Annotated in this window: 18 protein-coding genes; 10 read left to right on the top strand and 8 right to left on the bottom strand. The window is 46.1% G+C overall.

What is annotated here, in order from left to right:
• Window positions 1–70 precede the first annotated feature (70 nt).
• Both A3860_RS38940 and A3860_RS38935 read left to right on the top strand, forming a co-directional pair.
• Entirely contained in the window at window positions 71–943 is an 873-nt protein-coding gene (locus A3860_RS38940; protein WP_245843721.1) for a hydroxymethylglutaryl-CoA lyase, read from the top strand.
• 175 nt (window positions 944–1,118) lie between these two features.
• Complete coding sequence (locus tag A3860_RS38935; RefSeq protein WP_081155997.1) at window positions 1,119–2,123, top strand: GSCFA domain-containing protein; 1,005 nt, start codon at window positions 1,119–1,121, stop codon at window positions 2,121–2,123.
• A gap of 153 nt (window positions 2,124–2,276) precedes the next feature.
• Here the strand turns inward: A3860_RS38935 and A3860_RS38930 are convergent, their stop codons facing one another.
• Complete coding sequence (locus tag A3860_RS38930; RefSeq protein ID WP_081155996.1) at window positions 2,277–3,629, bottom strand: Gfo/Idh/MocA family protein; 1,353 nt, start codon at window positions 3,627–3,629, stop codon at window positions 2,277–2,279.
• Between the two features lie 52 nt (window positions 3,630–3,681).
• Here A3860_RS38930 and A3860_RS38925 point away from each other — a divergent pair, with 52 nt between their 5' ends.
• The gene (locus tag A3860_RS38925) at window positions 3,682–4,380 is read left to right on the top strand and encodes a uracil-DNA glycosylase family protein (RefSeq protein WP_081155995.1); all 699 of its coding nucleotides are present in this window, start codon (window positions 3,682–3,684) and stop codon (window positions 4,378–4,380) included.
• Between the two features lie 106 nt (window positions 4,381–4,486).
• On the opposite strand, the gene miaE is transcribed toward A3860_RS38925, so the two are convergent.
• A complete protein-coding gene (miaE, locus tag A3860_RS38920) occupies window positions 4,487–5,095 on the bottom strand; it encodes a tRNA-(ms[2]io[6]A)-hydroxylase (protein WP_081155994.1) in 609 nt (202 codons plus the stop codon).
• Window positions 5,096–5,202: 107 nt separating this feature from the next.
• On the opposite strand from miaE, the gene A3860_RS38915 reads away from it, so the two are divergent.
• Window positions 5,203–6,333: an aminotransferase class I/II-fold pyridoxal phosphate-dependent enzyme gene (locus tag A3860_RS38915; protein WP_081155993.1), complete on the top strand. Its 1,131-nt coding sequence runs from the start codon at window positions 5,203–5,205 to the stop codon at window positions 6,331–6,333.
• Window positions 6,334–6,335: 2 nt separating this feature from the next.
• Here A3860_RS38915 and A3860_RS38910 read toward each other — a convergent pair whose 3' ends face one another.
• Complete coding sequence (locus A3860_RS38910) at window positions 6,336–6,821, bottom strand: cupin domain-containing protein (protein ID WP_081155992.1); 486 nt, start codon at window positions 6,819–6,821, stop codon at window positions 6,336–6,338.
• A 744-nt stretch (window positions 6,822–7,565) separates the two neighbouring features.
• Here A3860_RS38910 and A3860_RS38895 point away from each other — a divergent pair.
• From A3860_RS38895 to trhO, 5 genes are all read left to right on the top strand, one after another.
• Window positions 7,566–10,019, top strand: a complete 2,454-nt coding sequence (locus tag A3860_RS38895; RefSeq protein ID WP_081155989.1) for a penicillin acylase family protein — start codon at window positions 7,566–7,568, stop codon at window positions 10,017–10,019.
• Window positions 10,020–10,036: 17 nt separating this feature from the next.
• Entirely contained in the window at window positions 10,037–10,399 is a 363-nt protein-coding gene (locus tag A3860_RS38890; protein ID WP_081155988.1) for a hypothetical protein, read from the top strand.
• A gap of 7 nt (window positions 10,400–10,406) precedes the next feature.
• Complete coding sequence (locus tag A3860_RS38885; protein ID WP_081155987.1) at window positions 10,407–10,868, top strand: RDD family protein; 462 nt, start codon at window positions 10,407–10,409, stop codon at window positions 10,866–10,868.
• A 130-nt stretch (window positions 10,869–10,998) separates the two neighbouring features.
• Window positions 10,999–13,464 carry a DUF5686 and carboxypeptidase regulatory-like domain-containing protein gene (locus A3860_RS38880; RefSeq protein ID WP_081155986.1) on the top strand — a complete coding sequence of 822 codons (2,466 nt, stop codon included), beginning with the start codon at window positions 10,999–11,001 and terminating at the stop codon, window positions 13,462–13,464.
• A 163-nt stretch (window positions 13,465–13,627) separates the two neighbouring features.
• Window positions 13,628–14,662 carry an oxygen-dependent tRNA uridine(34) hydroxylase TrhO gene (trhO, locus tag A3860_RS38875; protein ID WP_081155985.1) on the top strand — a complete coding sequence of 345 codons (1,035 nt, stop codon included), beginning with the start codon at window positions 13,628–13,630 and terminating at the stop codon, window positions 14,660–14,662.
• 11 nt (window positions 14,663–14,673) lie between these two features.
• Here trhO and A3860_RS38870 read toward each other — a convergent pair whose 3' ends face one another.
• Window positions 14,674–15,729 carry a lactonase family protein gene (locus tag A3860_RS38870; RefSeq protein ID WP_245843720.1) on the bottom strand — a complete coding sequence of 352 codons (1,056 nt, stop codon included), beginning with the start codon at window positions 15,727–15,729 and terminating at the stop codon, window positions 14,674–14,676.
• A gap of 235 nt (window positions 15,730–15,964) precedes the next feature.
• A complete protein-coding gene (locus tag A3860_RS38865) occupies window positions 15,965–16,891 on the bottom strand; it encodes a phosphoribosylaminoimidazolesuccinocarboxamide synthase (protein WP_081155983.1) in 927 nt (308 codons plus the stop codon).
• 145 nt (window positions 16,892–17,036) lie between these two features.
• Between A3860_RS38865 and A3860_RS38860 the strand changes: the two genes are divergently transcribed.
• The gene (locus tag A3860_RS38860) at window positions 17,037–19,979 is read left to right on the top strand and encodes a TonB-dependent receptor (protein WP_081155982.1); all 2,943 of its coding nucleotides are present in this window, start codon (window positions 17,037–17,039) and stop codon (window positions 19,977–19,979) included.
• A gap of 70 nt (window positions 19,980–20,049) precedes the next feature.
• On the opposite strand, the gene A3860_RS38855 is transcribed toward A3860_RS38860, so the two are convergent.
• The 3 genes from A3860_RS38855 to A3860_RS38845 form a co-directional block, all read right to left on the bottom strand.
• Window positions 20,050–20,868, bottom strand: coding sequence for an ABC transporter ATP-binding protein (locus tag A3860_RS38855; RefSeq protein ID WP_081155981.1), 819 nt, complete (start codon window positions 20,866–20,868; stop codon window positions 20,050–20,052).
• Window positions 20,869–20,872: 4 nt separating this feature from the next.
• The gene (locus A3860_RS38850) at window positions 20,873–21,673 is read right to left on the bottom strand and encodes an ABC transporter permease (protein ID WP_081155980.1); all 801 of its coding nucleotides are present in this window, start codon (window positions 21,671–21,673) and stop codon (window positions 20,873–20,875) included.
• A gap of 65 nt (window positions 21,674–21,738) precedes the next feature.
• Entirely contained in the window at window positions 21,739–23,313 is a 1,575-nt protein-coding gene (locus tag A3860_RS38845; protein WP_081155979.1) for a phosphate ABC transporter substrate-binding/OmpA family protein, read from the bottom strand.
• Window positions 23,314–23,322 lie beyond the last annotated feature (9 nt).

Below are 23,322 nucleotides of genomic sequence, written 5' to 3'. Positions count from 1 at the left end.
TCCGTCGGGTACCTGGCAACGGGTAACTGGTAAACGGTGACTGCAACCTATAACTTCAAATTATAAATTCTTGAGCACAAATAAACCTATACAACTTGTCGAATGCCCCCGCGATGCCATGCAGGGCTGGCCGGTCTTTATTCCAACTGAAAAAAAGATCGAATACCTGCATGCTCTTTTACAGGTAGGGTTCCATACCCTCGATTTTGGCAGTTTTGTTTCGGCCAAAGCCATTCCGCAACTGGCCGATACTGCAGAAGTATTGAAAGGGTTGAAAAGCATGCCGGTTGATACGGCCACGAAATTGCTGGCCATTATCGCCAATGTACGGGGGGCAGAGGAAGCTGCCGTTTTTGACGAGATCAGTTACCTGGGCTTTCCCTTTTCGGTAAGTGAAACCTTTCAGCTGCGTAATACCAACAGCACCATTGCGCAAAGCCTGCAACGGGTAGCCGAAATACAACGCATTTGTGAACAGAGCCGCAAGCAACTGGTGATCTATATCTCCATGGGCTTTGGCAATCCGTATGGCGACCCCTGGTCACCTGAGATCGTTTTTGACTGGGTGAACAGGATCGCCGACCTGGGCGTGCCCATTATTTCGCTGGCCGATACCGTGGGGCTGGCAGATGCCGGACAGGTGGCCGACATCACCAGTTACGTCACCGGTAAACTACCCAATCACCAGATCGGGGTGCATTTGCATAGCAGCCCGCACAACCGGCTGGCTAAAATAGAAGCGGCCTGGCAGGCAGGCTGCCGGCGGTTCGATAGCGCTTTAAAAGGCATTGGCGGCTGTCCTATGGCCAATAACGACCTGGTTGGTAACATAGATACCGAATGGCTCATATCATATTTAGAACAATATGAGAATTTGAATGGATTAAATAAAACAGCGCTGGCTAAAAGTCTTAACTTAGCTAACGAAATATTTACCTTATGAAGATCACCCTGGGGAAACGATCATCCCGCGAAGCGGGATTGCGCTCTGCACACAGGCTGATTTACCATAATTGCCCTTCATCATAACTACGCCTATTATCAAGTACTGGCCACTGGTTGATAGTCTCCTTTGAATATACCTTATCTTATAATGTATAAATCAGATAACCGTGATTATGGACCTACAGATACCGATCCAGATCTCAACTTTGTCGACACCGGTCAATTACCAGGACAATATCATGTTGATGGGATCGTGCTTTACCGAACATATTGGTGAAAAGCTCGAAGAGCTTAAGTTCAGTGTGCTGCAAAATCCCAATGGTATTTTGTTCGATCCCGCCAGTGTCGTGAGCAGTCTGGTTTCGTATATTCAGAACAAACAGTATCAAACCGAAGAGCTTTTCTATTATAACGAGGTATGGCAAAGCTGGCAGCACCACAGCCGCTTTTCCAAAACCGATCTGCAGGAATGTTTGCGCGGCATCAATGCTTCGCAACAGGAAGCACATGCTTATTTAAAGACCGCCAACTGGCTTATCATTACCCTTGGTACTTCATTCTCGTACCGGCTTACCGATCAGGTGCCCATCTCGTTCAGGCGGGGCGCTGTACGTGGCGGGGTTGCCAACAACCATCGCACACCGGCCGGCTGGTTCAATAAACACCTGCTTACGATCGAAGAAACCACCACCATGCTCGACAACTGTTTACACCAGTTGTTCCAGTTCAATCCCGGGTTGAAAGTGATCTTCACCGTAAGCCCCGTGCGGCATATACGCGATGGCGTTATTGATAATAACCGCAGCAAGGCGCGGTTGATAGAAGTGGTGCATCACCTGGTGAATAAATTCGACAAGCTGTATTACTTCCCGGCCTATGAGCTGGTGATCGATGTATTACGCGATTACCGGTTCTACGATATCGATATGGTACATCCCAACTACCAGGCCACGCAATTTGTGCTCGACAAATTCATGCGGCATTTTGTTGATGAAAAAGCGCAGCAACTGGCAGAGGAAATAAAAAAGATCGTGATCGCGCGCAAACACAAACCTTTTCAGCCTTCAACTGAAGCGCATAAAAGGTTTTTAAAAACGCATCTGGAAAAGGCGCAGGAGTTACAGAAGAAGTACCCATTTCTTAATCTGGATGAAGACATAAGATACTTTCTTCAGTGATAAAACTTATAGAAGTAAGAGATAGGAAGTAGGAAGTAAGGAAAACATAAAAGTTGAAACTTTTTAGAAATATCAACAATCGGGTTCTTCATACTTCTTACCTCATACTTCCTACTTTGTATAGTTATCACCAATATAGTCAAATGTTACCACTTAATATTCATCTGTAAGCGCAAACGAACTCTTCCGGTACATCCATTGCCCGCCTGTAAAATCGGGGAACTCAACCGTTTCATTACCCAGTTCAATACTTTTTTCACTGAGCGGCGTAATGGCGCTCCAGGCTGCCCCATCATATACGTCCATAGGAGTGGGGGTTTTGCGCTTTATAGATTCTACAAAGGCATGCAGTACAAAGAAGTCCATACCGCCATGACCGGCGCCTTCGGTTGAAGCGCTCCAGCGTTTCCATAAAGGATGATCGTATTTATCGAGGTAAGCTTTGGCATCTTCCCAGGCGTCGTTGGTTTTACTTACGCCTTCAATATACAGGGAGTGGTTCACATCCATCCAGATGCCCTTAGTACCCTGCACCCTGAAGCCCAGTGAATAGGGGCGGGGCAGGTTGGTATCGTGTTGCAAGAAAACGGTTTCCCCATTGGCGCAGCGGATCTGGGTGGTAACAATATCGCCCAGTTTAAATTCAACTTTTGCATTGGGGTGTTGTTCGCCGCCATTCTTTACTATGTAATCATGTAAGCCACGCGATTTGGTAGCAAAGGAGTTCAACGATACAAAGCGGTTGCCATAATTGATATTGAGCATTTCCGCAACGGGGCCAATGCCGTGTGTGGGATATAAATCACCGTTACGATGAACGGAATGTTCTGTTCTCCAACGTGCTTCAGAGAAAGCCTTCTCCCCAAATTCAACACCGCCGCCATAAGCATTTTGCCCGTTATTGAATTTTACCTGGCGCAGGTCGTGCTGATAACCGCCCTGCAGGTGTATGAGTTCGCCAAATAGTCCCTGCCGCACCATATTCAATACGGCCATTACATCGCGGCGATAGCACACGTTCTCCAACATCATTACGTGGCCTTTATGTTGTTCGGCTGCTTTCACAACATCCCAATGGTCTTGCAGCGTAATGCCCAGTATTACTTCGGTTCCAACATATTTAATACCCGCTTCGAGCGAACCAATGATCATGGGCGCATGCCATTCCCAGGGCGTTGCAATAATGACGGCATCCAGCTCTTTCAGTTCAAGCATTTTTTTCCAGGCATTTACATCGCCTTTAAAGACTTTGGGCTGTAGTTTGCCCGCTTTTTTAAAAAGCTCACCGGCCATATCAAGCATTCGGTCATCAATATCACATATGGCTATTACATTTACATCTTTACGCCGAAGTGCATTATCGAGGTGGTTTTGTCCGCGCAGGCCAACCCCAATAAACCCCAACTTAACACTGGGTTCGGGTGCGGAGAAAAAACGGGCGGTTGGAGATATGGCAAAACCGGCTGTTGCGAGGCCGGTATTTTTGACAAACGTTCTTCGGTTCATAGCCTTATTTTTATGTGAAATTTGGTGACGCCAAAATAGTAAATAAGCCAACATGAAGACCGCCGGTAATAAAATCACGCAATCGTATGCAATCCTGAATTTCTATAAAAACCTGTCGCCGAAGCTCAAATTGCCGGCTGGTGTGGCTATTATGAATCCCTTTACCGATGCGGATTCCTGGCGGTTGGCCGAAACGTTCTACAACAAATTTTACAACGATACTCATCAGCGCACTTTCATTTTTGGCATTAACCCCGGGCGTTTTGGTGGTGGGGTTACAGGCATTCCGTTTACTGACCCCATAAGGCTGAAAGAAGTGTGCGGTATCGATAATGAGCTGCCTAAAAAAGCGGAGTTATCTTCTCATTTTATATACGCAGTGGTAGAAGCGTATGGCGGGGCGGAAGCCTTTTACCACGATTTTTTTATTACCGCCTTATCACCGTTGGGCTTTACAAAGAATGGCATCAACCTGAATTATTATGACGATAAAGAATTGCTGAAAGACAGCGAGCCGTATATTATACAATGTATAAAAGACCAGTTAAGCACTATTGCTACGGACAGGGATGTATGTTATTGTTTGGGCGAGGGCACCAATTACAAGATCTTTCAACGCCTGAATGCAAAACATCATTTCTTTAAGGAGATCATTCCATTGCCGCATCCAAGATTTATTATGCAATACCGGCGGAAGAAGGTAGAAGAGTATGTGAAACTTTATATTGAGAAGCTAAAGACGCCGAAGTAGGAAGTATGAAGTAAGATGTAAGAAGAACCCGAATGTCGAAGTTTATAATGAAGTACAAAACTCAAGCTCTTCTTACTTCCTACTTCTTACCTCTTATTTCTCGAACCTAATGCATCCTATCCCCCCTCACTTCCAGCTTCTTCATTAATTCCGCTTCATAAGTGAGCCATTCCTGCCAGCGTTTGCGCACCATGGTTTTCTCAACATAGGTTTCGGCCAGTTCAATGAACAAATGATAATGGCCGGCTTCGCTTTCCATAAAGCGGCGGTAAAAATTGCGCAGGTATTCATCATCGAGCCCTTCGCTCAGGCGTTTAAAGCGTTCGCAGCTGCGGGCTTCTATGAGGGCGCAGATCAGTAATTTATCGAGCAGGCGTTGTTGTTCGCTACCGCCTTTTGTTTCAAATTGAAGCAGCTGGTTCACGTATTCATCTTTCCGCTGTTTGCCCAGCTTCAGGTTACGTTTTTGCAGTTCGGCCAGCACCAGTCTGAAATGGCCCCATTCTTCTGTAACAATGGGCGCCAGTTCGTTCACGAGCTTTTCCTTATCGCTGTACCGCTGTATCAGCGAAATGCAACTGGTAGCGGCTTTTTGCTCGCAATAGGCATGATCGGTAAGAATATGTTCCAGTGACATTTCGGCCAGGTTCACCCAGCGCGGATCGGTGGGCAGGTGCAGCCCCAGGATATTCTTTGTTTCGTTGGTAGTGCTCATAAAGTGCACAAAGTTAACACGTAAGTGCGATATTTGGGCCTGAGCGCAGTCGAAGGCGCTGCATTAAGGGCTCCTGCGTAACCGGGGGCCAGACACCAATTTAAACCATGAACGACGATTTCTTACTCAAAAAACTCAACGAGCGGCAGCAACAGAATGCGTTCCGCCGGCTCACATTGCCCGGTGGCAAAATTGATTTCTGCTCGAACGATTACCTCGGTATCGTGCACAATGGACTGATCGAAAAAAAATTGCTGTTGGGGGTCGAGGGGTCGGTTGGGAAAACGCCGCTTAACCGGGTATATAAACACGGATCAACCGGGTCGCGGTTGTTGGCGGGAAATTATGCGCTGGTAGAAGAAACGGAAAAAATGCTGGCGGCCTTTCACCAGGCTGAGGCGGCACTCATCTTCAATTCAGGATATGATGCCAATTTGGGATTATTGAGCAGCGTACCCCAACGCGGCGATACTATCATATACGATTATCTCAGTCATGCCTCCCTGCGCGATGGCATTCGCCTGAGTTTTGCGCAGTCCTTTTCTTTCCGGCACAATGACCTGGCCGATCTGGAGAAAAGGCTGCAGGCCGCTACGGGAACAATATTCGTGGTGACTGAATCTGTATTCTCCATGGATGGCGATAAAGCGCCGTTAACCGCCATCAGCGCATTGTGCGAAAAATATGGTGCGCACCTGATTGTGGATGAAGCGCATGCTACGGGGGTAGTGGGTCCCAATGGGGCCGGACTGGTTCAGGAGCTGAACCTTACGGCAGCATGTTTTGCCCGGGTTCACACCTTTGGCAAAGCAGTGGGTTGCCATGGCGCCATTGTGCTGGGAAGTGAGCGGCTGCGGAATTACCTGGTGAATTTTTGCCGGTCCTTTATTTACAGCACGTCGCTGCCCGAGGCCAGTGTAGCCGCCATCCGTTGTGCATATGAGTTATTTCCGGCTATGCATGCCGAACGGGCCCACCTGCAACAACTGATCAGCACCTTTCAACAGGTAACGGGAAGCTGGGAAAAACTGGTTTCCGATACGCCTATACAAATAGTTATTATCCCCGGTAACGACCAGGTAAAAAAAGTAGCCAGTGATTTGCAGGCATCCGGATTAGACGTACGTGCTATTTTATATCCTACGGTTCCGGCAGGTGGGGAGAGATTACGGATAGTGTTACACGCTTACAATACTATGGCCCAACTGCAGCAGCTGATTGATTGTTTAGGTGCGTGAACCTACGGTTTCTTTGTTTCATTCTCCGGTAAATAATATGTTTCATTAGGGCCAATACCACTCACCTGCATAGTACATTCCTGCGTGAACCATTCGTAGTGCGGTTGATCGGCTTTGATGATTACAAAACTTCCGGGACCATACGCCATGGAAGCTTCTGTGGTATCAAACACCTTATTCATTACAATATGGGCTGAACCGCTGATAATGGTTACATACAGATCAGAATTGTGCACATGCGGCATGCCTTTATAACCGGGCGGGAATATGTAGCGTTCAATAAAGAATCCGGGTTGCAGGCGGTTTCCGGTGAGGTAAATATTCTTTCTACCACTTTTAAGCAGGGTATCTTTCACGGGCGGGAGTATCATTTTTGCATTTTCACCTTTTTCTATAGGAGGATTTGCAAGGTTCTGTACCGGGTGATTGGTGCAGGACAGCCATGGAACCAGCAGCATTGCCATGGCATAATGGGCTGTCTTTTTCATAGCAAACAATATTTAGGTGACGAATAAATGAAAGAACTGATAAGTAAGTTACTAAAATTTGGACAATTACATATTAGTTTTGCCCACCCGTACCGAACGGAACGTTCGGGCGGGGAGCTTTGGCCAGGAAGGGTGATCAGTGTCAGTATTTTGGACCGGGATTTATGGGATGAATGGGAGTTATGGGATGGGGAAAGGAAAACTGCCGGCTTTGCGTTTCTTTTAATTATCAAGTTATCTCATCATCGCACTAATCCCATTGATCCCTGTAAAAAAAGAATCCCGCCAGTTGGCGGGACTCGGTACCACGGACTGTAACCTCTAAGGTTGATGAACTAAACGATTGCTGATGACTACTGAACTGCGAACTATTTTAATGTATACCTGCTATACAAATAATGCGACTACTATTAACCCGGTAAATAATAACGCCAGCACTAATTTCTTTCTTTGATAGGTCCGGGCTTCCATCTCATTTCATTTTTTTAAAGCATGTATCGCTTTGACTGCACTACAAAATTCCGTATAAGTAGCAATCCTCACAATACAACTTTGTGGTAGTTTTGCTGCCACGAATTGGAAAAAATATAAATGAATCGGGTGCTAATAGCTTCTAGCATTAACTTTAAATGATCGTGAAGTTTCTGCCTGCCGCCTGGTGCTTTCCCTGCACCGCTGCTTTCTGTATTAAAAAATACACTATTTTTAAAAAATCCTTCTAACCCCGATGTTGAACCAAGCCATATGCGCATTATTCCATTTATTGTTACCGTAGTTATTACTATTGGTTTACTCATCACACTCAGCAAACCTATAGCAAGCATTCCCCCTTTGGGTAGTTTTCTGAGTCCGCAAACGGGTTTCTGGCAAAATGCCGAGCCGGTTGATGCCCATCCCAACCCTGACCTTCATTTTCCGCAACTGAAAGACAAAGTGCAGGTGTACTTCGATGAAAGAATGGTGCCGCATGTATTTGCGCAGAATGATGAAGACCTGTATTTCGTACAGGGATACCTGCATGCAAAATACCGCCTGTGGCAAATGGAATTTCAAACACATGCAGCTGCCGGCCGCCTGTCAGAAGTGCTGGGTACGGGCCCCAACAACGCGTACCTCAATTATGACCGCAATATGCGCCGGTTAGGCATGCAATATGGTGCGCGGCATTCGCTCGATACTATGGAAAGTGACCCTGTCACCAAAACCATGCTCGATGCGTATACTGCCGGCGTGAATTGTTATATCGATCATTTACCGGCCAATGAACTGCCGCTCGAATACCGGTTGTTGAACTATGGGCCCGAGCACTGGAGCAATTTTAAAACGGCGCTCTTCCTGAAATATATGAGCTTCGACCTTACCGGTTCGGAAAACGATTTTGAATATACCAATGTGCGCAATGTATTGAGCCGCGAAGATTTTGAATTGCTGTATCCCGTTATGCAGGATTCGCTGGACCCCATCATCCCCAAAGGAACCGTTTTAACGCCGCCACAGGTAACCCGTCCGCAAATGCCGGCTTCTACCGATTCCCTGTATTTCAAATGGAACTCATTTTCGAACCTGATGCCAGCCGCCATCAATAAACCCGATAAAGACAATGGCAGTAATAACTGGGCGGTGAGTGGCAGCAAAACCCAAAGCGGCCGGCCCATATTATGCAACGACCCGCACCTGGGGCTGAACCTGCCCTCGCTTTGGTTCGAAATGCAATTGCATACGCCGCAATACAATGTATATGGCGTTTCTTTTCCCGGATCACCGGCCGTTATAATCGGGTTTAACGACAGCTGCTCCTGGGGCGTTACCAATGCAGGCCGCGATGTAAAGGATTACTTTAATGTGCGGTTCAAAGACGGGTCAAAAGAGCAATACGAGTTCAATGGCGAATGGTTAAAAAGCGATCTGCATGTTGATACATTTAAGATAAAAGGTCAGCAGCCTTTGCTTGATACCGTGGCCTATACCATTTTTGGCCCGGTACAGTATGATAATTCCTTTACCGGTAACAACCGATCTTCGGCCAACAACAATTACGCCGTACGCTGGAAGGCGCATGATGGTTCCAAGGAGCTGAAAACATTTTACCTGCTCAACCGCATGAAGAATAAAAGTGATTATGAGGAAGCCATTAAATATTTTTCCTGTCCGGGCCAGAATTTTGTCTTTGCCTCCAAGAGCGGTGATATCGCTATTTGGCAGCAGGGAAGTTTTCCGGCCAAATGGCGCAGGCAGGGCGATTTTATTATGCCCGGAACCGATTCTTCTTACATGTGGCAGGCACAAATTGATCAGAAATACAACCCGCATATTGAAAACCCTGTACGTGGTTTTGTAAGCAGCGCCAACCAGACTCCCGTAGATACATCGTATCCATATTACCTCGGTAGCAGCTATCCCATTTACCGGGGCATTATCATTAACCGGTACCTGCAACAATTGAGTGGTATTACCATCGACGATATGAAAAAAATGCAGACCGATAATTTCAATGTGTTTGCCGAAACTGCATTACCCATTTTGATGGCCAATGTTGATGAAAGCACCCTGAGCAGTGAAGAGAAGAAGTACCTCGATATTTTACGTGGCTGGAATTTGCGCAGCGATGCCACCGAAAAAGCGCCGGCTATATTTCAGGTTTGGATCGACAACCTGGAAAAAGAAGTATGGAGTGATGAACTGGATGTGGCAAATAAACCAATAATAATGCCCGAAAAGGCAACACTGGTAAAATGCCTTGCCATGGCGAACTTCAAGTTTGCCGATAATATTAGTACCACCCCCATAGAGACTACGCGCGATGTGGTGACCGCAGCGCTGAAAAAAGCAGTGCCGGTTGTTTCGATGGCCGATGCCGAAGGCGCGCTCAATTGGGGTAAATACAAGGATGCCGGCATCAGGCATTTGTTGCGCCTGGCGCCATTGAGCCGGTTTCATTTAATGACCGGGGGTGGCGAAAACATCATTAATGCCACAAAACAATTTCATGGGCCCAGCTGGCGCATGATCGTTGAGTTAACCGATACAACGGAAGCCTGGGGTGTTTATCCCGGCGGACAAAGTGGTAACCCCGGCAGTAAATACTATGATAATTTTATTGATCAGTGGGCCGCAGGGAAGTATAATAAACTGTGGGTGATGGGCGAGAAGGATGCGAAGGATAAGCGCATATTATTTGCCATGAACTTTAGTAATTAGAATCAAACAAAACATTCATGAAATTCGGAGTTGCCATATTACTAACCATGATCGTGAGTTTCGCAATCGGTCTTTATCTTCCTTTCTGGAGCGTAGCGCTGGTGTCGTTCCTGGTTGCTGTATTCATTTATCAAAAGCCGGGCATGGCCTGGTTAGCCGGCTTCCTGGGCATCTTATTATTGTGGGGGGCACTGGCCTGGTGGATCGATGCGCAAAACGACAGTATTCTGTCGCACCGCATGGCAACCCTGTTTCCATTAGGCGGTTCTTCTGCATTATTGATACTGGTAAGTTCGGTGGTAGGCGCTATCATTGGCGGTTTGGGGGCTTTATCGGGTAGTTTTTTACGCAAGTATATTGATAGCCGCGAAAGGCATTGATCGCCTTATGGAAGATATCCTGAACGACTTTTATGATTCCCCCGTGCCAGCATCCAGATTAAAGCGCTGGCTGGCCAGTTTTATTGATTACCTGTTTTGTTTTTTATTAACCGGCATCATTCAATATTTTCTTGATGGCCGGCCCATACATGGCGAAATAGGTATGTTCGACCTGGAAGGCCTGGTACGAATTGGGATGTTGCTTATACCCTGGTTGCTATTATTACCGGGCATTGAAACAATCAACGATGGTAAAACCTTTGGCAAAGCCTTTTTCAAAATAAAAGCCATAAAATCCGATGGTTCAAAGATTGATTTTGGACGCAGTATCGTAAGACATCTGTTGGATTGTATAGATTTTCTTCCCCTTGCCGGAATTCTCGGATTGGCACTCACCACCAATAACAAAAAGGCGCAACGATTAGGCGACCGGGTTGCACAAACAATGGTAATAGATGCCAGCAAATGACGGGCTGGTTTTCAGGGGAATTACTGGTTCACCTCGTAAAAAGGACGGTTGGTCTATTTGTACGGGTGTTTTAACTATTTTACTGAGTAGCTAATCAACAATTGGCCTTATTTTCGCGTTCGTCGCGAATATGAGATTACTGACCTTACTTACCCTCTTTATTGGAATTTATAGATCCGGGCAGGCCGCGCGAATCAGCGGCAAGGTCACCGACGAAAAAGGGCAGATGCTGGCATACGCTTCCATTCTCATAAAAGGCACCACCCAGGGCGCCACGGCCAATAAGGAAGGCGGGTATTTCATGCAGCTTGAACCCGGTACCTACACCATCGTGGCACAATATGTAGGGTATAACCGCCAGGAAAAAACAATTACGGTAGGCACAGATAACATCATTCTCGATTTCCAGCTTTCCATACAACAATTAAGTCTGAAAGAAGTGGTGGTGCGGCCCGGCGCCGAAGACCCCGCGTATGAGGTCATTCGAAATGCCATTCAAAAAAGACCCTATTACCTCAACCAGCTCAAGACATTCCAGTGCGAAGTGTATATAAAAGGGCAATTGCAGTTGCGGGCCTATCCCAAGAAGTTCATGGGCGAAACAATAGATTTTGAAGATGGCGATACCAGCCAGAAAAAAATGCTTTTTCTCTCAGAGACCGTTGCCCGCTACTCAGTGGAAAAGCCACGCCGCAGCAAGATCGAAGTACTGAGTACCAAGGTAAGTGGCCGCAGCGATGAGTTTGGCTTAAGTACACCGCAGATCATTTCGTTTTATGAAAACAATATTCAGGTGGGGCGCAACCTGAACCCGCGCGGATTTATTTCGCCCATTGCCGGCAATGCCCTGAATTTTTACCGCTATCATTACGAGGGAAGTTTTATTGAAGATGGCCGCGAGATCAATCGTATTAAGGTTATTCCCAAACGGCGGTATGAACCGTTGTTCAGCGGTTATATCAATATCACCGAAGGCGACTGGCGAATACATAGCCTGCAATTGGGCCTCACCAAAACATCGCAGATGGAGCTCATTGATTCGTTGAATATTGAGCAATTGTATGTTCCATATAACAAAGATGTTTGGGTTATTAAAACACAGGTATTATACCCCGCAGTAAAGCTGCTGGGCTTTGATGCGTTCGGCAGTTTTGTGAATGTGTATTCCCGGTTCAATATAGCGCCCTCTTTTGAGCACAGGTTCTTTAACAATACTTACCTGAAGATCTATGAGGGCTCTAACAAAAAGCCGGCTGTTTTCTGGGATAGCATCAGGCCCGTGCCTTTGCATGCAGAAGAAATAGCCGATTATCAACGGAAAGATAGTTTGGAAGAAGCGCATAAAAACCCACATTATCTCGATTCAATCGACCGGCGGCGCAACAAAGTAAATTGGTTCTCCCTCCTTGCTACCGGCGAAAATTTCTATCATGAAAAAAATCGCGAAACTTATGGCGTTAACCCGCTGCTGCAAACATTTGCCTATAACACCGTGGAAGGCTGGGTGGTGAATTTGGGTGGCCGGTATTCAAAACGGCTCGATACCATTGCCACGTCGCGGCGGGCCATGTATGTGGAACCGGGATTACGTTATGGATTCAGCAATCATCATATCAATTATGCCGGAACATTTACCTATACGCATGGCCGAAAATATTTTTCATCCTTCTCCTTTGGCGGCGGTAAATGGATCTTTCAGCTAAACAATGCCAACCCCATCAGCCAGTTCAGCAATACCATCCGCAGCTGGTTGTTCGAGCGTAACTATGCGAAATTCTATGAGGCCTGGTATGCTAAGTTCAATTTCACAAAAGAGGTGGGACGCGGGTTAACTTTTTTTGGCGCACTGAAATTTGAAGACCGCTTACCGCTGGAGAATACCACCGATTATACGCTGGCAAACAGAAAGAACATTGAATTCACCCCGAATTATCCGGAAGAGATCATGGGCGAGAACTTTAAGCGGCACCAGGCATTGATCGGCAATGTGGGTATAAGCTGGCTGCCCGGCACTAAATATATTGAGTATCCTGAAAGGATCGTGAACGTGGGTTCCCGGTATCCGCTGTTTACATTGACGTACACGCAGGGGATCAACAAATGGCTGGGCAGTGATATCAATTATTCAAAATGGCGTTTTGATGTGAGCCAAAGCCTGAACCTGAACCTGGGTGGCAATTTCAGGTATAAGCTGGCACTGGGCGGGTTTTTGAAACGTGATAGTGTGGCAGTGATCGATTATACCCATTTTAACGGAAACCAGATCCTGGCTTCTGCCGATTACCTGAGCGGTTTTCAGTTATTGCCTTATTATAAATACAGCAATAAGAACAAGCTGTATGCCGAAGGTCATATAGAACACCATTTCAATGGACTGCTAACAAATAAAATACCTGTGTTGCGCAGCATTAACTGGTACCTGGTCATGGGCGCCAATGCGTTTTATATCAGCAGCAATAAAGAGTATGTAGAAGTATTCACCGGTTTTGAGAATATCCTCAAAATAGCCCGGTTCGACTGGGTATGGGGTTTTGAACAGGGCCGCGTATCTACCATGGGGGTACGCCTGGGAATCAGGGGATTTGGGAAGTTGTAAGGCAGTTGTTCAGTTATTCAGTTGTTTTAATTGCTGAGTTTTAATCTTTTATAAAGCTTTCTGAATTTCGAACTTATGAACTGAATAACTTAATAATAATGAACTAAATTTGCCCCGTTTAAAAATTTTTGACTGCCCTGCAAGCGGTCGCAAAAATTCAAATATGGCTATTTTACACAACCGCGTCTCCCAGAAGGAGCTGAAAGAACGTTTGTACCAGGAAACTGAACCCCGTACCACTATTTCTTTCTATCAGTATTTTCCCATTGCCGAACCCGAGCAATTCCGCAACGAGCTCTACAAACATTTAGAAGTATTAAAAGTGTTTGGCCGCATTTATGTGGCGCATGAAGGTATTAATGCACAGATCAGTGTTCCGCAAAGCAATTTTGAGGCGTTTAAGAATTATTTATATACCATTGAACCGCTGAACGGGCTGCGGCTGAATATTGCCGTAGATGATGATGGCAAATCGTTTTGGGTGTTGAAAATAAAGGTGCGCGATAAGATCGTGGCCGATGGCATTACAGATGAAACCTTCAACATGGAAAACAAGGGAAAGTATGTAAATGCCCGGCAAATGAATACCCTGTTGAACGATCCCGAGACCATTGTGGTTGACATGCGCAATCACTATGAGTACGAGGTGGGCCATTTTGTAAAGGCCCTTGAAGTGCCCAGCGATACGTTCCGCGAGCAGTTGCCCATGGCGGTTGACATGCTGAAAGACCGCAAAGACCGCAATATCATTATGTATTGCACCGGCGGTATCCGGTGTGAAAAAGCCAGCGCCTACATGCTGCACCACGGGTTTCAGAACGTGTTTCACCTCGAGGGCGGTATTATCAATTATGCCAAACAGATCAAAGAACAGGGGCTCGAAAGCCAGTTCATTGGGAAGAACTTTGTGTTCGACAACAGGCTGGGGGAACGCATTACACCCGATGTGATCGCCCGCTGCCACCAGTGCGGAAACCCGGCCGATACCCATGCCAATTGTGCCAATGATGGTTGCCACCTGTTGTTTATACAATGCGAGAACTGCCGCCAGCAATATGAAGGTTGCTGCAGCAAGGATTGCCAGGATTTTATTCATTTACCCGAAGAAGAGCGAAAAGAGCTTCGTAAGGGCATCGATAAAGGCCGTAATATCTTCAATAAATCACGCCATAGATTAAGGCCGAGGTTGGGAGAATAGGCCCCGGGGCATTACTTTTCACCCACCCATTTCAAACAAACCGGATTGCCCGCTTCAATGCGTTTGCCGGTATCGGTCAACAGACCGGTTTCTTTGTTGCGTTTGAAGATCACGATATTATCGGTTTCCTGGTTGGCAACAAGCAGAAAGTTCCCCGTGGGGTCGATCGTGAAATTGCGCGGAACATCGCCTTTGGTTGATTCATAGCCCAATGCCTTCAGTTTACCACTTTTGCTGTCGATGGAGAAAATGGCGATAGTATTGGCCGGCGTACGGTTACTGGCGTACAGGAATTTGCCATCGGGCGAAATATGAATATCAGCCGACCATTTCTTGCCGGTAAAATCGGCCGGATATGCAGATATGTGTTGAATAAAGGTCAATTTTCCGTCCTTATACTTATAGGCTGCCACAGCGCCACCCATTTCTTCAACCAGGTAAGCCAGTTTGCCATTGGGATGAAAAGTAAAATGCCTTGGACCATACCCTTCAGTGGCTTTCACAAAAGGCTGTTTGGCCGGTTCGGGTTTGCCACTGCCCGCATTGAAGGAATAGATCATCACTTTATCGATACCCAGGTCGGGAACGAAAATATATTTATCGTCGGGCGAAAAAACGGTGGAGTGCACATGCGGTTTTTCCTGCCGTTCTTTATTAATGCTGCTGCCGGTGTGTTGAATGGTTGTGGGTGTGCCAAGCGTTCCATTGGCCATAATGGGCAGGGTAGAAAAGCTGCCGCCGGTATAATTGGCCACAGCCACCCATTTGCCGGTTTTATTTACCGCCACATAACAGGGATGGTCACCACCGCTTGTTTGTTTATCGATGTATTTGAGGGCGCCATTGCTTTTATCGAATGCAAAAACCGATACGCTGCCTTTGTCGTTGGCATCTTCGTTCACCGCATATACGAATTTTTCATCGGGCGACACATCGAGATAGGAGGGGTTGGCCGCCGTGGCTTTGCTTATGGCTACCACATCGCCGGTTTCGGTATTCATTTTATACACGTATAGCCCTTCACTTTTTCCTTTGGTATAGGTTCCGATCAATAAGTAGTAATTCATTTGACATTCACCGATTACAGGAATTGCAAGCAATAAAATAAGGCGCCAGATGTATTTCATACATGGAAGATACGGAAAAGCACCCTTGAGCAATTCACAAATTGGTAAGTTGACAAGTTAGCTTATTGAGAAGCTAATGTTACGTAATTAAATTAATAGATGAGCTCAACAAGTAAAAAGCCCGAACATTCAGGTAATGCCCGGGCATAATTTTATAATTCTTAACCTCATCAACTTATTTCACCTTCTCCAGCTCTTTCACGATGCGGCTGTAAGTTTCTTCTTCCGATAAATCTTCGGGTTTAAATGACGACCCAATCACTTTTTCATACAGCTCAATATATCTTTTCGAAATGGTGTTTATCCATTCATCGCTCATTTCGGGAACGGTTTGTCCTTCCTTGCCCATAAAATTATTTGCGATCAGCCATTCGCGTACAAATTCCTTGCTCAGTTGCTTTTGCCGTTCGCCGGTTTTTTGTCTTTCTTCAAACCCGTCGGCATAAAAATAGCGGCTGCTATCGGGCGTATGGATCTCATCCATCAAATAAATGGTATCGCCGATCTTGCCAAACTCATATTTGGTATCTACTAATATAAGGCCCTGTTTGGCGGCAATTTCCTTGCCCCGGGCAAATAATTTCCGCGTATAGTCTTCAAGTATAGCCCAATCTTCGGCCGTTGCCAGCCCCGTCGCAATAATTTGTTCTTTTGAGATATCTTCATCATGACCGGCTTCTGCCTTGGTGCTGGGCGTTATAATAGGTGTGGGGAAATAATCATTTTCTTTCATGCCTTCAGGTAGTACAACTCCACATAACTCGCGTTTGCCACTGGCATAAGTACGCCACGCATGGCCTGTTAAATTGCCACGCACCACCATTTCTATTTTGAAAGGCACACATTTTTTTCCTATTGATACATTGGGAGCAGGTACCGATACTAACCAGTTGGCACAAATGTCGCGGGTGGCCTGCAGCATATATGCAGCTATCTGATTTAATACTTGTCCTTTATAAGGAATGGGGCGGGGTAATATTACATCAAATGCAGAGATGCGGTCACTGGCTATCATTACGAGCCACTGATCGTCAATGGTATACACATCTCTGACCTTACCTTTATAAAAGTTCGTCTGCTGCGGAAATTGTAATGATTTCATGGGCCGAAGATACCAGCGATGGGGAAATTGATGAAAAAAAAGAATTCCCGAAATATCAACAAAATCAACAAGATGTGATTAAATAAAATTTTCTGTTAAAAATTACAAGTCGTATTTTGCTCAATAACCATAAAAACTCCATGCTATGAGTAAATGCCCTCGTTGCCTGGCAGCTTTATCCTTGCTCTTATTGTTTACGATTGCTGCTAGCGCTCAAACCACTACTATTTCGGGCAATGTTCGAAGTAGTACGAACAAAGAAACCGTACCCTTCGTTTCGGTGGCTATTAAAGGAACAAGCACCGGGACCTTTACCGATGAAAATGGTAATTTCAAGTTGACCACATCCCATGCGCTTCCCCTAACGCTTGTATTTACATCCATTGGTTTTACTTCACAGGAAGTATCAGTATCCAGCGCCGGATCGCCTGTTCAGGTTGACCTTGTGCCTGGTTCCAGTTTAGGTACCGAGGTGGTTATCTCGGCCAGCCGCGTGCCTGAGCGTATCCTGGAATCGCCTGTGTCGATCGAACGCATGAATGTGGGCGCCATAAGGGCGGCAGCTGCTCCCAATTATTATGATGGAGTAGCCAACCTGAAAGGGGTCGACCTTACAACATCGAGTCTTACCTTCCGCACCATCAGTACCCGCGGTTTTAACGGCAGCGGTAACCTCCGGTTCAACCAGTTGGTTGATGGTATGGATAACCAGGCCCCCGGGTTAAACTTCAGCGTGGGTAATATCATCGGGCTTACCGAGCTGGATGTTGATAACGTAGAATTGCTGCAGGGCGCTTCTTCGGCCCTGTACGGTTCGGGCGGTATGAACGGAACACTGCTGATGACCAGCAAGAGCCCGTTCAAGTACCAGGGCCTGAGCTTTCAGGTAAAACAGGGTTTTATGCATTTTAGCGACCCCGCTCAAAAAAATGCCACGCCGTATTACGACTGGTCACTACGCTATGCCAAAAAGATCGGCGAAAAGTTTGCTTTCAGGATATCGGGGCAGTTCATTAAAGCCGATGACTGGCAGGCTACCGACTACAGAAATCTGCAACGCAATAATGTGTTCAGCTCATTAAAAGGCGGCGATCGCACTTCTGACCCCAATTATGATGGCGTAAACGTATTTGGTGATGAAGCCAGCGCCAGCATGCAGGCTTTTGCCCAGGTAGCACGTGCTCAGGTAGGTGCTACGGCACAAGGTCAGGCCGCGCTGGCAGGAATAGATCAGCAAATTGCACTTGGATGGACGCCACAACAAATGGCCGCTTATTGGGGAACCGCAAGCCCTGCAATTCAACAGGCCCTGCCTTTCCTGATACCAACCAGTACTGTTGCCACTAATCAATACCGGGGAACTTTTATTAATTCAATTAGTCAGAATGTAAGCCGCACCGGCTATAATGAAAATAACCTGGTTGATTATAATACCTACAATGTAAAAGTATCCGCCGCACTGCATTATAAGATCACCGAAGACATAGAAGCTATATTAGCGGGTAACTGGGGTACTGGTACTACAGTATATACCGGCGCCGACCGCTACAGCATCAAGAACCTGAAAATGGGCCAGTATAAACTGGAGGTAAAAGGGAAGAACTGGTTTGTAAGAGGCTTTACCATTCAGGAAAATTCGGGCGATGCGTATACTGCCACCACTGCGGCGGTGGCTATTAACAGAACCTGGAAATCGGATGCTACCTGGTTTCAGCAATATGCAGGGACTTACGGGGCTGCCAGATTGGGCATTCTGCCTACGGCTCCGGGCACAATATTGCCAGATGCCAACGCCCACGCAGCTGCAAGAACAGTTGCTGATCAGGGTCGTTATGATGTCAGTGATCCAAGGTTTAAAGCGGCTTTTGATAGTGTAGTGAATGTTCCCATCAGCAAAGGCGGCGCTAAATTCGAAGACAGGAGCGACATGTACCACTTCGAAGGACAGTACAATTTCTCAGACAAGATAAAATTTGCCGAAGTACTTGTGGGCGCCAGTTACCGCCTGTACTCATTGAACTCCAATGGTACCATATTTGCCGATTCAACCGGAAGAATTAATATCAGTGAAGTGGGGGGATATGCGCAGGTATCGAAATGGGTGATCAATGACCTGTTGAAATTGACAGTGTCGGGCCGCTATGATAAGAACGAAAATTTCAAAGGACGCTTTACACCCCGCGCCACGGCGTTAATAAAAGTGGCGAAGGATAACAGCTTCCGCTTATCGTATCAACAGGCTTATCGTTTCCCATCTACACAGGACCAATGGATCAACCTGCGCACACCGGCCAGCATACTTATTGGCGGCTTACCTGATTTTTATTCTTTTTATCATTTTGATGCCAGTCCTGCATATACAGCTGAAAGCATAGTTGCTTACCGCAATTCAATAAGTACTGGTGCTCCTAATCCAACTTTACTGAAAGTGGCTGATTTCGGTACGCTGAAACCCGAAATAGCCAACTCATATGAAATTGGGTATCGCGGTTTGCTTACCAGCAGCCTGCTGGTTGATGCCTATGGGTATTATAGCGAATACAAAGATTTCCTGGGCCGTAAAGCGGTTGGCAGAGGGGCAAGCGCCGAGCAAGCGAAAGCATTTACTGAATTGGCCAGTCCGTTTACTACTACCAATTACTCTTTTATATCCAATTCAGCCAATACGGTAAAAGCCATAGGCTGGGGGGTAAGTGTTAACTATCGCTTCCCCAAAGGATATGATTTTGGCGTGAACGTTTCGGGCGATCAATTGCACAATGTAGATTCAGGCCTTGTTACCTTCTTCAATACACCGAAAGTTCGTTTTAATGTTACATTGGGTAATGAAAAGGTGAATGGTACAAACTGGGGCTTTAATATCCTGTATCGCTGGCAGGATAAAATGTTATGGGAAGGAACCTTTGGAACCGGAGACGTAAAATCCTTCGGATCGCTGGATGCACAGATCAGCTACCGGTTACCGAAGATCAAGAGCCTCATCAAGCTCGGCGCCACCAATTTGTTGAATAAATATTATACCAGTGCGTTTGGGAATCCCAGTGTGGGCGGTTTATATTATGTGAGCTTTGGGTATAATGTGTTTTAGTGTAATAACTTCTTAAAACAAAAATGCGTCCCGATGCATCGGGACGCATTTTTTATTGGAAAAAGCTGTTTTATTTAATATTCCCTTCCATCACATCTTCTACATATGAAACTATTTCAATGAAGCGCGAATCTTTACGAATGGCTCTGTCCCTTGTATTAGGTAACTCAGGTTTCAGATGTTTGATAACCCTGCCCGGGTTTGCGTCCATAATGTAAATGTCATTACCGAGCAGCACCGCTTCACGCGGATCGTGGGTAACAAGCACTACGGTTGGGTTAAGATCGGCCACTTCACTTTTTTGGAACAGATCGAGCAGGAAGAATTGCATTTTAGCCCTTGTAAACCCATCCAGCGCCCCAAAAGGTTCATCCAACAAGATCATACTCGGGTTGGCTACAAGGCTCCTGGCGATGGCTACACGCTGTAATTGCCCGCCCGACAGTTGCGGCGTTTTTGCAAATTTATTTTCATGCCCTTCCAGGCCAACGACCTTGATCATATCCATGGCTTTCTCATGCGCTTCCTTTTTTGATACGCCTTTCAATGTAAGCGGTAAGGCCACATTTTCAAGTACTGTATACCACTCCAGGGAAGAGTACTGTTGAAATACCATTGGGATACTCTGCTTGTCTCCGATAGGCTTGCCGCTGATCAGCACTTCCCCTGCGGTAGGCTTTTGCAAGCCCGACCAGTAGCGCAGCAAGGTAGATTTGCCACAGCCCGATTTGCCCATTATTACTACAAACTGGCCAAGGTTGGTATAATCTTCAATTGCCAGACTGAAATCGTTGAAGACGACAAAATCCTGTTGTTTTTTGTCATCAAAATATGTTTGATGGATACCACGTAGTTCCAGTATAGGAGGAAGGTCGCTTGACTGGCTCATGCCGTTATTGGTATTTGAATTTGAATAATAATCTGTCTATGAGCTTGAAAATAATATCCTGGATGATGCCAATAGCCACAATGATAAAGATCACTGCATATACCTTTCCAACGTTACTTTGTCTTTCGCCCAGGAATATAAGACTGCCCAGTCCGCCCTGAATACCGGCCAGCTCAGCAACGATGATATAGGTCCAACTGATGCCTACGAGAATGCGAATGTCATCCGACAGGCGGGCGATCACCGATCTCCATTGTACATGTATCAGTGTTTGCCAGGCAGAGGCGCCAAGGGTTTTCATCATTTGAAGGTGAGTGACCGATACTTCATCGATCCTTTGCACCACCACCGGTACAAGATATACCCAAATACCAAAGGCCAGGAAATTGATCTTGGTAGCGATTGTTAGTCCGCTTATCGCAATAAATATTCCCATCATGGCAGTAATAGGTACAAAACGTAGCGCATTGATCTGGTGGCTGAACATTTTCCTCAACGTTGGGTTCAATCCTATGGCAAAGCCAAAGGCAATGGCGCCAACAATGCATTTCAAATAACCTATGACGTTGATGCGTACAGAAAAAAGAATGTTTTGGCCAAGATTGTCATCTTTTTGCAACTCCCTGAAAGCACTAAACGTTTTTTGAGGAGTGGGTAATACGTGTGTATTGATGAGGCCAAAATTCGTGATCAGGTACCAGATTATGAAAATGACCAGCCATCCCGCTGTTTGCAGCAATGAAAGATGATCGCGCAGAAATTTCTTTACGAGTATGTTCGATTTATTTTCCGGGCTGTTTGTCATAAATAAACAATAAGATGTTTCCGCATGCCTGATTGCATCAGGTGGCCGGGATACAAAGAAATTGGTTACTCAGTTTCGCCTGGTTTTTTCCAGATGAACTGAAATTCTGTGCGGCGATTGCGGGCTTTGCAGGCTTCATCCTGGTTCCCTTCGCAGCCAGCTACCGGTTTTTTTGAACCGTTACCGATAACGATAAACTTGTTCTTATCGAGGTGTTGCTCACTTACCAGATAATTGACAACGGCGTTCGCCCTGTCGAGCGATAAGCGCTCATTGGTTTTTGCCTGTCCGGTATTATCTGTATTTCCTTCTACACGTACATATGCTTTTTCAAAGCCCTGGATCAATTCTTTTACTTCCCTGTCGAGTGTTACAATATTATCTTCTGTAAGCTGTGCCGAATTAACCGGGAACTCCAGTTTTACGATCTTGCTGCTTTGTGCCTGTTGGGTTTTAATTTCCTGTGTAGCCGGCTGAAATGCTTCAGGTTTTACAGCTCCCTGCTTGGCGTCGTTGGCAAAAGCCTGGTCGTTCATCAATTCCTGTATAACCGAAGGATCTGAAATGTTTCTCCAGGGAGCCGGCGATTTAGCCAAACCGATCTCGGTATATTTCACCGCCATTCTTCCATACATTCTTTCACCCGTCATACCGGTGTAGGTACTGTTCAGTCCGAAGAAATTGACGTTGTCACCAAATGTCGAAAAATATACTTTGTCGGCAGATTTTGCCGCAATGTCTTCGGGGAATTTGAATCCTTTTGCAAAAAGCGCATTGGCCTCTTTTTTGGCTGCGGCATCTGTATTGATCTTTGCATTGCCCTGCAACCAGGCTTTTACGAGTTTTGTGATAACCGCTCTTTTTTGGTCGAGCACGGTTTTCTTTACCAGCAATCCATCGGCAATGATCTGGCTTGCCACGGCACTGCTTACCAGCACTTTTGAACCGGCTGAGGCCGCTACGCAATCTTCATCATCGGGAGCCCACACAAGCGCTGCATCACATTGCCCGTTTTTAAATGCATTAGCCGCTTCAACGCCATCTGCTACCTGGTAACCATCAATATCCGACATCTTCATATTTGATGTTTCGAGCACATTTAATAACAACGTATGCGATGCTGTTCCCACTGCATAAGCAACCTTCTTTCCTTTCAGGTTGCTAACCTCGTCTATACCTTTACGAACAACAATAGCATCGGCCCCATGGCTCTGGTTCACCTGCATGATCTGCACTACGTCATCTGAGCGCAATTCGCTGCCTGAGCCCATTTCAACCGGGAGGGCGTCAGTGGTGCAATAAACAAGGTCCAGATCTCCTGCGTGCAGGCCCGACCTGGTATCCTTTACCGCGTCCATTTGTTTGATCTGGAGTTTTATTCCGTAATTTTTATACAGCTCACTATTTTCATTGGGGTCCATTCCACCGTTCATTAATACGATCCCTTCCACACCGGTAAACGTGTTATAGGCAAGTACAAGATCTGGTTTGCCGCTTGTTCCGCCAATGGTCAGTTTTCCATCTTTTGAGGAGGGGCCCCAGGCACGAATAGCAAAATAGCCTATAGCCAGAACAGCGAGCAGTATTGCCAGGTTGCGAACTGCTTTTACGGCCTGGCGACCTTTTGGTGTTAATTCCATGACAAATTG

Source organism: Niastella vici (assembly GCF_002077945.1).
Taxonomy (GTDB): domain Bacteria; phylum Bacteroidota; class Bacteroidia; order Chitinophagales; family Chitinophagaceae; genus Niastella; species Niastella vici.
This window is presented reverse-complemented; position numbering and strand designations above follow the sequence as displayed.